This is a genomic window from Cupriavidus sp. GW821-FHT02F09, assembly GCF_059421605.1.
The window spans coordinates 184,812-196,947 of the sequence record NZ_JBWKVH010000001.1 but is presented as its reverse complement, the minus strand read 5'-3'; the positions used below and the strand labels follow the sequence as shown (position 1 = coordinate 196,947).

Annotated in this window: 11 protein-coding genes; 6 read left to right on the top strand and 5 right to left on the bottom strand. The window is 66.8% G+C overall.

Annotated features, from left to right (window positions below; genetic code table 11):
• Positions 1–79: 79 nt before the first annotated feature.
• The 5 genes from AC07XB_RS01090 (at position 80) to AC07XB_RS01070 (ending at position 6,112) form a co-directional block, all read left to right on the top strand.
• Complete coding sequence (locus AC07XB_RS01090; RefSeq protein ID WP_492370622.1) at positions 80–946, top strand: AraC family transcriptional regulator; 867 nt, start codon at positions 80–82, stop codon at positions 944–946.
• Positions 947–1,085: 139 nt separating this feature from the next.
• Positions 1,086–1,523, top strand: a complete 438-nt coding sequence (locus tag AC07XB_RS01085; RefSeq protein WP_492370623.1) for a MarR family winged helix-turn-helix transcriptional regulator — start codon at positions 1,086–1,088, stop codon at positions 1,521–1,523.
• 39 nt (positions 1,524–1,562) lie between these two features.
• Positions 1,563–3,089, top strand: coding sequence for an efflux transporter outer membrane subunit (locus AC07XB_RS01080; protein WP_492828591.1), 1,527 nt, complete (start codon positions 1,563–1,565; stop codon positions 3,087–3,089).
• A 75-nt stretch (positions 3,090–3,164) separates the two neighbouring features.
• Positions 3,165–4,436, top strand: a complete 1,272-nt coding sequence (locus tag AC07XB_RS01075) for an HlyD family secretion protein (RefSeq protein ID WP_492828589.1) — start codon at positions 3,165–3,167, stop codon at positions 4,434–4,436.
• Positions 4,437–4,546: 110 nt separating this feature from the next.
• Positions 4,547–6,112 (top strand): DHA2 family efflux MFS transporter permease subunit, encoded by a 1,566-nt coding sequence (locus tag AC07XB_RS01070; protein ID WP_492828587.1) that lies wholly within the window; start codon positions 4,547–4,549, stop codon positions 6,110–6,112.
• A gap of 47 nt (positions 6,113–6,159) precedes the next feature.
• Here the strand turns inward: AC07XB_RS01070 and AC07XB_RS01065 are convergent, their stop codons facing one another.
• Genes AC07XB_RS01065 through AC07XB_RS01045 form a run of 5 tightly spaced genes read right to left on the bottom strand, consistent with a single transcriptional unit; the run spans position 6,160 to position 10,268 of the window.
• Complete coding sequence (locus tag AC07XB_RS01065; RefSeq protein WP_492370627.1) at positions 6,160–6,798, bottom strand: hypothetical protein; 639 nt, start codon at positions 6,796–6,798, stop codon at positions 6,160–6,162.
• A complete protein-coding gene (locus AC07XB_RS01060; RefSeq protein WP_492828585.1) occupies positions 6,795–7,433 on the bottom strand; it encodes an SCO family protein in 639 nt (212 codons plus the stop codon). The genes AC07XB_RS01065 and AC07XB_RS01060 overlap by 4 nt, the downstream gene beginning before the upstream one ends.
• A gap of 1 nt (position 7,434) precedes the next feature.
• Positions 7,435–8,043 carry a c-type cytochrome gene (locus tag AC07XB_RS01055; RefSeq protein ID WP_492370629.1) on the bottom strand — a complete coding sequence of 203 codons (609 nt, stop codon included), beginning with the start codon at positions 8,041–8,043 and terminating at the stop codon, positions 7,435–7,437.
• A 17-nt stretch (positions 8,044–8,060) separates the two neighbouring features.
• Positions 8,061–8,663 carry a cbb3-type cytochrome c oxidase subunit II gene (locus AC07XB_RS01050; protein ID WP_492370630.1) on the bottom strand — a complete coding sequence of 201 codons (603 nt, stop codon included), beginning with the start codon at positions 8,661–8,663 and terminating at the stop codon, positions 8,061–8,063.
• A 3-nt stretch (positions 8,664–8,666) separates the two neighbouring features.
• On the bottom strand, positions 8,667–10,268 hold the full coding sequence (locus AC07XB_RS01045; protein WP_492370804.1) for a cbb3-type cytochrome c oxidase subunit I: 1,602 nt from the start codon (positions 10,266–10,268) through the stop codon (positions 8,667–8,669).
• Between the two features lie 607 nt (positions 10,269–10,875).
• Between AC07XB_RS01045 and AC07XB_RS01040 the strand changes: the two genes are divergently transcribed.
• Positions 10,876–12,102, top strand: coding sequence for an NnrS family protein (locus AC07XB_RS01040; protein WP_492370631.1), 1,227 nt, complete (start codon positions 10,876–10,878; stop codon positions 12,100–12,102).
• Positions 12,103–12,136: the final 34 nt, after the last annotated feature.

The window sequence follows — 12,136 nt, the reverse complement described above, 5'->3', positions numbered from 1 at the left end:
AGCGCCTTGGGAGCAAGTATCCGGCGGATTCGGGTAGACTCGATATCGTTATCCTGCCTAAAAATAATGAGTTTCAGCCATGTCGTCGCATCCATCCCATCCTGCGTCCTCAGCCCGCGTGACGGCGGAAACGGAAAGCCTGCTGGCCGCCTTTGCCGACACCAGCGAACAGCCGGACGGCCCTGCCCTGATTGCCATGCGCGGCGCCGACAAGGCGGACAACGAGTTCCGGCTCGGTACGCGTGAACTGGGCTGGCACAGCCACGTGCGCGGCCAGCTGTTCTGCATCGACAACGGCCTGGTACATGTCCGCACGCGGCGCGGCTCCTGGCTGCTGCCCGCTCAGCGGGCTGGCTGGATGCCGCCGGGAGAAATGCATCGGGTCACGATCAGCGGCGTGCTGAGCGGCTGGAATGTGTGGATCGCGCCCGCCGCGGCACAAGACCTGCCCGGCATGCCCTGCGTGGTAGGGACCAGCGATGTCATGCGCGCGCTGATCAGCCGCGCTGCGTCGTGGCCTTCGCCGTTCACGCTGGACGCCGCACAGGAGCGGATCATCGCCGTGCTGCTCGATGAGATCCGGCAGGCGCCACAACAACCCCTGCACCTGCCGCTGCCCAGCGACCGGCGTGCCTGCCGCATCAGCGACGCCATCCTGGCGCAGCCCGACGATCACCGCAGCCTGGTGGAATGGGCGGCCTGGGCCGGCTTGTCTGCCCGCACGCTGTCCCGCCTGTTCCTGGGCGAGACCGGCCTGAGTTTTGCCAACTGGCGGCAGCAGGCGCGCCTCACCCTGGCGCTGGAGCGGCTCGCGCGCGGCGAGGCCGTGGGCGAGGTTGCGCAGGCGCTGGGCTACGCCACGCCAAGCAACTTCATCGCCATGTTCCGCCGTGCGTTTGGCGATTCTCCGGCCCGGTATTTCGCCAGCCGCGAGGTGCATGCGTAGCCATCCGTGCCGGGAAGCGGCGCATTGGTAACCTGCGGGCCGCCTTCTCCGCACGCGCTAAACAATGTAGATTCTGACCTTGAATTTATCTGACTTATCAAATATTATCCAGCCAGCAGACGGAAGACGGGAGGCAGCCATGAAGCACTACACGAAAGGGACTTTCAACCTGACGGATAGCGTCGGTTTTTATCTCAACAAGGCCCGCAATCTTGTGCTGATGGAGATGGACGCGGCCCTGAAGGAGCTGGATATCACCGCCCAGCAGATGGGCATCCTGCTGTCGCTGTCGCGCGGCACGGCCACCACCCCGTTCGAGCTGAGCAAGCTGCTGGTGATCGACACAGGCCTGATGACCCGCATCCTCGACAAGCTGGAGCACAAGGGCCTCTTGACCCGCTCGCGCAGCGTGGATGACCGCCGCGTGGTGAACCTGGAGCTCACCGCCAAGGGCCACAGCGTTGCCGACCAGATCCCGGAGATCGCCCCCGAGGTGCTCAATGCGCGCCTCAAGGATTTCAGCAAGAGCGAGTTCAACGAATTGTTGCGCCTGCTCGACAAATTCTCGGCCGCCTGAGCGCGTCTTTTTTTAACCATTTATCTGACAAATCAGAAAATGAAAACGCAGACTTCTCGAACGACTGGCCGCGCCCTGCGCTCCGCCAAGGTCCTGCCCCTGCTGCTCAGCGCCTGGCTGGCCGGCTGCGCCAGCTACGCGGGCATCTCCAGCGACAAGCACGTCGCCGAGCCCACCGCGCTGGAAACCACCGCCAGCCTGCCCCCCGAGCAAGGCCACTGGCCCGCGGCCGACTGGGCCGCCCAGTTCGGCGACGCGCAGCTGCGCGCGCTGATTGCCGAGGCGCTCGAAGGCAGCCCGTCGATCGACATGGCCAAGGCTCGCCTGGCCGCCGCCGCTGCCTACAGCGAAGGCGCCAATGCCAACACCTTGCCGCGCGTGGATGCCGGTTACGCCTTGACGCGCCAGCAGTACTCGGCCACGGCCATGGTGCCGCCGCCAGTCGCGGGTTCCTGGCAGACCGAAAACCGTGGCGTGATCAGCGCCGCCTATGAACTCGACCTGTGGGGCAAGAACCGCGAAGCGCTGGCCTCGTCGGTCTCCGCCCGCCGCGCCGCCGAGGCGGAATCGGAACAGGTCCGCCTGTCCGTCAGCTCGGCCGTGGCCCGCGCCTATAACGAACTGGCCCGCCTGTACGCCCTGCTCGACATCGCCCAGGACGAAGTCAGCCAGCGCAGCGCGCTGGCCCGCATTACCCGCGCCCGCGCCGCCTCCGGCCTGGACACCGAAGTGGAACAACGCACCGCCGACGCCAACCTCGACGCCAGCAACGCGGTGGTCACGGCACTCAATGGCGCCATCCTCAATGCCCGCTACCAGCTGGGCGCCTTGCTTGGCCGCGGCCCGGACCGCGGGCTGGCCCTCGCGCGGCCCACGCTGAGCCCCGGCGATGCCGTGCGCCTGCCGGACAACCTCCCGGCCGACCTGGTCTCGCGCCGCCCCGACATCGTTGCCGCACGGTGGCGCGTGGATGCCAGCACCCACGACATCAAGGTGGCCAAGGCCAGCTTCTACCCCGACATCAACCTGAGCGCCGCGATTGGCCTGGATGCCTTTGGCTTTGGCCGCTTTCTCACCGCCGCCAGCCGCACCGCCAGCGCCGGCCCGGCCATTCACCTGCCGATCTTCGATGCCGGCGCGCTGCGCGCGCAGTTGAAGGGCCGCTACGCGGAATTCGACCTGGCGGTGGCGAACTACAACCAAACGCTGATCGGCGCCCTGACCGACGTGGCGACGCAACTGGCCCAGATCCGCACGATCGATGCGCAACTGGTTGATGCACTGCGCGCCGAGCAGAACAGCCGCCGTGCGCGCGACCTGGCCCTTGCGCAATATCGCCAGGGCCTGACGACCCAGCTCACCGTGCTGAACGCGGAAACCAGCGCGCTGGCCCGCACCCAGGCGGTGGCCCAGCTGCGCATGACGCGCCGCGACCGCCAGATCGCGCTGGCGGCGTCTCTTGGCGGCGGCTACACGGATACGCCCGGCGTGGCGCCCACCGCGGCGGGCGCCACGCCGCCAGTCCTTCGCGCCGCCGCGCCGGGCGCTCCCGAACAGCCGCAATAGCCATAACAACCGCAATAACCGCAATAACCGCTCAACGCCGATAACGCCACCGATACAGCGACCGAGGTGATCAAAATGACCGAAGCTACCCAGACCGAAACCACCGCCGACAACAACAACAGCAGCAGCACCGCCCCCGCCAGCAAGATGGCCACCCGCAAGCGCCTGCTCGCCGCGCTGGGCCTGGCCTCCCTGATTGCTGCCGGCGGCTACGCTGGCTACTACTTCACCTACGCCGTGCATCACGAAGACACTGACGACGCCTACGTCAACGGCAACCTCGTGCAGCTCACGCCGCAGGTCAGCGGCACCGTGATCAGCGTCAACGCCGACGACACGCAGATCGTCCAGGCCGGCGAAGCCGTGGTCAACCTCGACCCGGCCGATGCGCAGGTCGCGCTGGGCAATGCCCAGGCTCAGCTCGCGCAAACGGTGCGCCAGGTCAGCGCCCTCTACGTCAACAACAACGTCTATCAAGCCGCGATCCAGCAGCGCCAGGCCGACCTGGCCAAGGCCCGCGACAACTTCCAGCGCCGCAGCCAGGTGACGGAAACCGGGGCCGTGTCCGCGGAAGACGTGGCCCACGCCCGCGACGCGGTCAAGACCGCCGAGGCCACGCTCGAAGCCGCCCGCCAGCAACTTGCCTCCAACCGCACCATGACCGACCAGACCACGGTCGCCGAGCACCCTGCCGTACAGGCCGCCGCCGCCAAGCTGCGCGACGCGCATCTCGCCCTGGCGCGCAACACGCTGCCGGCGCCGGTCACGGGCTATGTGGCGCGCCGCTCGGTGCAGGTCGGCCAGCGCGTAGCCCCGGGCGCGCCGATGATGGCCATCGTCCCGCTGGATGGCGTGTGGGTGGATGCCAACTTCAAGGAAGTACAGCTCCAGCACATGCGAATCGGCCAGCCGGTTGTGCTGCGCGCGGACGTGTACGGCAGCAGCGTGCGCTATCACGGCCGCGTGGTGGGCTTCTCCGCCGGCACCGGCAGCGCGTTCTCGGCGTTGCCGGCACAAAACGCCACCGGCAACTGGATCAAGGTCGTGCAACGCCTGCCCGCCCGCATCGAGCTCGACCCGGCGGAGCTGCGTGCGCACCCGCTGCAGATCGGCTTGTCGATGCAGGTCGACGTGGACACCAGGGACCGCAGCGGCGCGCAACTCGGCGCGGTCAAGAAAACCACCTACAGCACCAATGTCTACCGTGGCTATGGGGAGCAAGCCGATGCTGAAATCGCTCGCATCATCGCGCTGAACAGCACCTCGGGCGCATCCAGCCAGGGCGCACAGGCCACTGCGGTTGCCGCGAAGACGGCTGAAAAACCGGCCAAAGGTGCTGTCCTGTAATGCCTTGCCAGGATTTTTCTTCGTTATTTATCTGATAACTCAGATTTTTAAATAGCAATCAAATCCGGCAAGAGCCGGCCGACACCAGCCAGAGACACGTCGAGTTCACCATGGAAAACGCCAACACAGCCGAACCGCTCCAGCCCCCGCCGCTTACCGGCGGCAAGCTGGTGCTCGCCACCTTCGCGGTAGCGCTCGCCACCTTCATGAACGTGCTCGACTCGTCGATCGCCAACGTGGCCATTCCCACCATCTCCGGCAACCTCGGTGTGTCGGTGGACGAAGGCACGTGGGTCATCACGCTGTTCGCCGCCGCCAACGCGGTATCGATCCCGCTTACAGGCTGGTTGACCCAGCGCATCGGGCAAATCCGCCTGTTCGTGGGCGCCATCCTGCTGTTCGTGCTGTCATCCTGGCTGTGCGGCATTGCGCCCAACCTGCCGATCCTGCTGGCCGCGCGCGTGCTGCAAGGCGCCGTGGCCGGCCCGCTGATTCCGCTCTCGCAGGCCATCCTGCTTGGCTCGTATCCCAAGCGACGCAGTTCCACAGCGCTGGCGCTGTGGGCCATGACGGCCACCGTGGGCCCGATTGCCGGCCCGGCGCTGGGCGGCTGGATGACCGACCGCTACTCCTGGTCTTGGATCTTCTACATTAACATTCCCGTCGGCCTGTTCGCCGCCGCCGTCACCTGGATCATCTACCGCTCGCGTGAAACACCGAAGCGCGCGCTGCCGATCGACAAGGTTGGCCTGGCTTCGCTCATCACCTGGGTGGCAGCGCTGCAGATCATGCTCGACAAGGGCAAGGATCTCGACTGGTTCCATTCGTCGCTGATCGTGGGCCTGGGCGTCGTTGCGTTGATCAGCTTCATCTTCTTCGTGATCTGGGAGCTGACCGAGGAACATCCGATCGTCGATCTCAAGCTGTTTGCCGGGCGCAACTTCCTGGGCGGCACCGTGGCGATCTCGGTAGCCTACGGCGTGTTCTTCGCCAACCTGGTCCTGCTGCCGCAATGGATGCAGCAGTACCTTGGCTACCCGGCCGTGAATGCCGGCCTGGTGACCGCACCGCTGGGCATCTTCGCCGTGATACTGGCGCCGGCGCTGGGCAAGATCATGCCGCGCTCCGATGCGCGGGTGCTGGCGACCATGGCCTTTGCCGGCTTCGCCGCAGTGTTCTTCATGCGCTCGGGCTACACCACCACCGTGGACACCTGGACGCTGGTGCTGCCCACGTTGTTGCAAGGCATCCCCACCGCGCTGTTCTTCGTGCCGCTGACCGCGATCATCCTGTCGGGGCTGTCACCGGACAAGATTCCGGCCGCCGCGGGCCTGTCGAACTTTGCCCGCGTGTTCACCGGCGCGGTAGGGACGTCGCTGGCCAGCACGGCCTGGAACGACCGCAATGTCCTGCACCACTCGCAACTCGCGGAGCAGGCCAGCCAGCACAACCCGGCCTTTGTGCACGCGCTGGAAGCCTTGCAGGCGACGGCCGGCTTCAGCCATGACCAGGCGATGGCGTTCTTCGAACGCAGCCTCACCACGCAAGCCGCCATGCTTGGATTGAACGATATCTTCTGGATCTCGGGCGTGATCTTCATCGTGATCATTCCGCTGATCTGGTTCACCAAGCCGGCCAAGGGCGGCAATGCTGCCGCTGGTGCGGCAGCGCATTAAAGGCGCGCGGAAGCTTGCAGGAACGGGCGGCAAACCAACCTACTTGCCTACTTGCCGCCTTGCCCCGCCGTCCCGTGGGGCTGCTCTGCCCTCCTGGCGGCCCATAGCAGCAACCACATGCCCAGCAGGCCCGAATAGATCACCAGGCCCACGCCCGCGATGCGCTGGTCGGCCAGCAGGTAGCTGGCGCAAAGGCGCGTCTCGCTATCGATGAACAGCATCCCGACGGTCAGGCCCATCCATACGTAGTTGCCGCCGATGAACAGCACCGGCGGCCACGCGCTCGCCTTGAAACCGAAATGCGCGGCGACGCCCGCTGCCACCACCAGCGCGTACTTGGCCACCAGGGTCGGAAATTCCAGCCGGCTGAGGTCCAGCGCGACGGGAAGCATCCATGCGCCGTAGGCCAGCAGGGCAAACGCCAGCAGGCTCAGCGCGTAGGGCCGCAACGCCGCCGTGATCCGCTCGCGCCGCGCGTCCGAGATCAGCCAGGGCAGCGCACAGCCCGCGCAGAACAGGCCCGGCAGCAGCACCAGCATCTGCAGCGTCATCGAGCCCTCCAGCAAGGCATGCGCACGCGGCACGCACAGCGCCACGGCTAGCGCCGCCAGCCCGCCGGCAAGACCGGCCCGGCGCGCCCGCCAATGGCGGAGCCACGGCTGCTGCACGGTGGCTTGCGGGCTCATGGCAGATGCCTGCGCGCGAAATCGTAGGCCTGCTGGTAATCGGCCAGCGTGTAGACGGCCAGCACCCGGCCATGGGCGTCAGTCACGTGCACGCCGCCGTTGTGCTCGAAGCCGCCGAGGCCGTCCGGGATAGCGATAACATCCGCGTCGCGCAGCAGCGCGTGCATGGCTGGCGTGGCGACGGGCGTGGCCACCTGCCAGCCAGGCAGTTGCGCATGGTGCTCCCTGGCATAAGCGGCAAGGCTGGCGGTGTCGTCGCCGGCGGGATCGAAAGACAGGGAAACCAGGCCAATGCGGCCGTCCATGCCATCGGCACGGATGCGGCCCTGCAATTGCTCGAACTCTGAGCCGAGCGCGCGGCACACGCTCAGGCAGCGCGTGTAGATGAAATCCACCAGGAAGAGCCGCGTGCCCTGGTCCCGCCCGGCGCCGAACAGCCGCGCGGGCTCGCCCGCTTGATTGCGCGTCTCGATGACCGGCAGCACCAGCGCGCCTTGCGCAATGCGCGTCTCGCGCCGGTCGTCCAGCGTCCAGGCGGTAAAGCCCAAGGTGAGATAGCGCAAACCCGCGACGGCCAGCACCAGCACCAGCAACAAGGCCAATGCCGGCCACGCCGGGCGAGTGCGCGACAGCATGCTAGCCACCCGGTGCGCCAAGCGCGGCATCGCCGTCGAACGGTGCGGTCATGGCCGCGGTCTGCGCGCGCGCCGCCTTGACGATATCTTCCGTCATCGCCGGCGAGGTGTTGCCCCACTGGCTGCGCGCATGCGTGAGCACCGCCGCGATCTCGGCATCGCTCAACTGATCCGCGAATGCCGGCATGGCGCCGTTGTAAGTGGTGCCCTTGACCGTCAGCTTGCCGGTGATGCCGCGCAGCACGATGGAGGCAACCTTGGCGTCCTTGCCGTTGACCCATTCCGAGCCGGCCAGCGGCGGGAACACCCCCGGCAAGCCCTGCCCCGTGGCCTGGTGGCAAGCCACGCAGCGCGCCTGGAACACGGCGGCGCCATCCACGGCACCGCCAGCGGCCTTGCCGCTGCCCTGGAGATCGGCCAAGGTGCGGCGGTCGCCCAGTTCTGCCGGCGCGTTGATGGGCGCGGTGGCGATATACCAGCAGCCCCAGGCTACCAGGGCCACCACCAGCACCAGCACCACCTTGGGCATGGGTGCGCGGTTTTCATGCGGGTCCGCATTCTCGCGGGATCGGGCCGCGGCGGCCCGGCGCTTTTCCGATGGGCTGTCCATCTGTGTCTCCGGGGGGTCTACGGCGCAGCCTTGGCCGCGGGCGGCGCGGGCAGGACGGCGCCAGTGCGGTTCAACGATTGCAGGTACGAAACCAGGTCGAGCGCGGTTGCCGTGGCCACCACGATCTTGCCCGGCGGATTGAAGGCCTCCGGCAGGTTGACCACCTTGTCGCCGGGGTCCGCCTTGTCCTTCACGTCGAACAGGAACGGATAGCTTGGCATGATGCTGCCGGGTACGTAGGCGCGCGGCTGGAACAGGTGGCCGAGGTGCCAGTCGGCACTCGGCTGGCGCACGCCGATGTTCATCAGGTCAGGCCCGGTGCGCATGGTGCCAAGCAAGTGCGGGTGGTCGTAGTAGTAATCGCCGGCCACCGACACCCGGCCCCAGCCACGCTTGGCGTCCGGCGCGAACGAGGCGTCGCGCGGCTGCTGCGAATGGCAATAGACGCAGCCGTTGGCGATATAGACCTCGCGCCCGCGCAGTTGCGCGGCGGAATACGGCTTGACGCCTTCGGTGGGCTTGACGTCCCGGAGTTGCAGATAGGGGATCACGACCAGCGCGCTCGTTGCCAGCGCGAGCATGGTCATGCCGCCGGCCAGCAGGGCTTTTTCATTGTTCACGATTCAGGCTCCCAGTGCCCGCTTGCGGCCTTGGTGGAACAAGGCGGGCCGGTCCCGGTTAGGTCCCAGGCCAAGGATGGCGCAGACAAAATTGGCGACGAAGAAGAGATGGCCAAGGAGCATCATGCCGCCACCGACCGAGCGCGCTTTCAGGTAAGGGATGGTGACGGCCACGGAGTCCATGAAGGGCTTGCTGGCATCGAGCATGGCATAGCCTTGCAGCGTGCCGCCGATGGACAGCCCGATGAAGTACACGCCGATGCCGGCCACCGCGAGCCAGAAGTGCGCGTAGATCAGCCAGCGGTACGGCCACTCGCGGCCGGTCACGCGCGGCACCATGAAGTAGATGGCGCCAAAGAACGCAAAGCTGACAAAGCCGTACAGTCCCAGATGCGCGTGCGCCACCGTGTAGTGCGTGAAATGGGTCACGCGGTTGACGGCCCGCAGCGCCTCGAACGAGCCTTGTGCCGAGCTCAGCGTATACATCATGCCGCCGAAGGTGACGAAGCGCAGCGTGGGCGAATCGATCAGCCGGTGGAAATGGCCGCGCATGGTCTGGTGCTGGTTGATCGAGAACGCGATCACGGGCACCAGCATCATCATGCTCTGCACGATGGACAAGGTAATCAGCCAGCCCGGCACCGGCCCGCCGATCAGGTGATGGCCGCCGACCTGGCCATAGAAGAACGCCAGCGCCCAGAAGCCCAGCAAGGACAAGCCGTAGGAGCGCACGGGCTGGCCGATGATCTTGGGCAGGAAGTAATAGATGGAAGCCAGCGCCAGCGGGGTGTAGAACAAGCCGAGCACGTTATGGCCGAACCACCAGTTCATGGTGGCCTGCTCCACGCCGAAATGCAGCCCGGGGATGTTCGCCACCAGGAACAGCACGGGGAACCAGAACAGCGCGCAGCCCATGTACCAGACCGAGACGTAGAGGTGATCCACTTTGCGGTTCACCAGCGTGAGCACCAGCGGCATGCCCACCAGCGCGCCGCCGGCCACGAGCAGGATGTCGACCTGCCACGGGATCTCCAGCCACTCCAGGCCGTCCGAGATCCCGGCCGCGATGCTCCCCAGCCCGGCAATGAGCCCGGCGTTCCACAAGGCCGCGCCGAGTACGGCGTATTTCGCGCCGGCCAGGCGCGTCTTGAGCAGGCGTGGCAGCAGGAACAGCGCGATGGACAAACCGGCCATCGGTGCCCAGCCATAGGCCACGGCGTTCAGGTGGATGGTGCGGATGCGGCCGAACGACAGCCACGGCACCGTGGCCAGCAAGTCGGGCTCGTGCAACTTGACCGAGGCCGTCAGCCCCGCCAGCGACGCCACCACCAGCCACACCATGGCGCAGCAGATGAACAGGAAGACCACGGGCGCCGAGGATTCGTCCGCGATATCGCGCGAGGTGTCGTACGCAGCGTCGCCTGCGGCCCCGTGCGGCTTGTCCGCGGCAGGGTCTTCCGGCCGCCCCGCCTCCCCGCGGTCGAAGATCACGTTGGCCGCCGCTGGCGAGGTATCGAAGAAGCCCTTCTGCATGCTCCAGATAAAGGCCGCGAGCGCGACCACCGAGAGCAGGAAGGCGGATAGCAGGATGGCGATGGTGCTCATGGGACGTTTCGGTTGCTGCCGCATCAGGCGCGTGGCGACGATTGCCGGGCGCCGGGCCACCAGCTTGGCAAAGCGCTCGACCCTGTGGATGGTTTTGTTGCGGATGTGCCGGCGGCGGCCGGCGGCCAAGGCCTCCCCCCCCGGGGCCTTCTTCAAGATGCTCATCAAAACTTAGCTCTTTTTTTGGCGGGCGGCGTCGCCTGGGCAAAAAACGGCCTTGCCCGGGTACGTCACAGGCCCCGTCCCGTGCAGAGTAGGTAGTGAATGGCTAAGCCGTCCATAGCCACTTTCCAGATTTTTCTGGTGACCACTAGCGGGCGGGCAGGCGCGGCACCGACCCCGCCTTTGTGCAGCCAGGGCCGCGGGCGGCTTAGCGGCAAATTGTCGCGTCGCCGCGCCGTGTATCACCCCGCTGACACACCCGTATTTTATGTTGCATTTGAAATGCTTGTTTTATAGAATCGTTCACAGGTTGCTGCGGCGCACGATATGCGAATTCTGTTGGCAAGCACACGGACAAAGACCTGGAAGCACCAGCAAACACCGACAAACACCGACAAACACCAACGGCAATCCGCGTTTCATCCAACCCTTTGCGAGAGGCGTCATGCTGCCCCTGCCACAGACCCGGCCATCTGCCCGGCCACCTACGCGGCCACCAGCCGGCGCCGGATACCACGGCCACCCCGTGCTTGCGCTCGCGTTCCGGCCCTTCTATCTGCTGGCGGCGAGCTTCGCCGTGGTGGCCATCGGCGTGTGGGCAGCCATCTACCTGGGCTGGTGGCCGTGGTCTGGCGCACAGCCGGCCATCGGCGGCATGCTGTGGCATGCGCACGAGATGGTGTTTGGCTTTGCCGCCGCGGTTGTGGCCGGCTTCTTGTTTACCGCCGGCAAGAACTGGACGGGACAGCAGACGCCGCAGGGCTGGCTGCTGGGTAGTCTCGCCGCTGTGTGGGTCGCGGCGCGCGTGGCGATGTGGACCGGGCCCGCTCCTGCCGCGGCCGTGCTGGACCTCGCCTTCCTGCTGCTGTGCGCCGCCACCTTCCTGCGCGTGCTGGTGCGCGCCGGCAGCGCGCGCAACTACGGCCTTGCCGCAGCCTTGTTCCTGTTGTGGTCGCTGAACGTGGTGTTCCACCTGGCGATGGCGAGAGGCGCCGTGCACGTCGCGCTGCAAAGTGCCGATGCCGGCATCGGCCTGGTCGTCATCTTCATTACCGTGATCGGCGGGCGGGTGATCCCGATGTTCACCGCCAATACCGTGCCCGGCGTACGCATCCGGCGCTCGATGCCGGTGGAGCGCAGCGTGGTGGCGCTGACGCTGGCCGCGATGATCGCCTGCACACTGGCGCCGCGCGGCATGGCAACCGCAGCCATCGCGCTGCTAGCTGCGCTGGCGCAAGCGCTGCGGCTTGGCGGCTGGCGCTCGTGGCACACGGTGCGCAAGCCGCTGATCGCCATCCTTCACCTGGCGTATGCCTGCCTGCCGCTGGGCCTGGTGTTGCTGGCGGCATCCGCCCTGGGCTGGGCCGACCGCTCGACGGCGCTGCACGCCCTCACCGTGGGCGCGATCGGCTGCGCCATCCTGGGGATGATCACGCGCACCGCGCTGGGCCACACCGGCCGCAAGCTGGAAGCGGGTGCGATGGAGAACGCCGCCTACGCGTGCATCGGCCTGGCCGCTGTCGTCCGCGTGATCGGGCCGCTGCTGTTGCCGCAATACAAACCGTTCTGGATCGCCAGCGCGGCGGCGCTCTGGATGGCGGCCTTCGCGCTGTACCTGCTGAAATACGTGCCCTACCTGACCCGGCCCCGGGCCGACGGGCGGGAAGGTTAAGGCTTCCCGCGATGCTCGCCGAACAAGACCACGC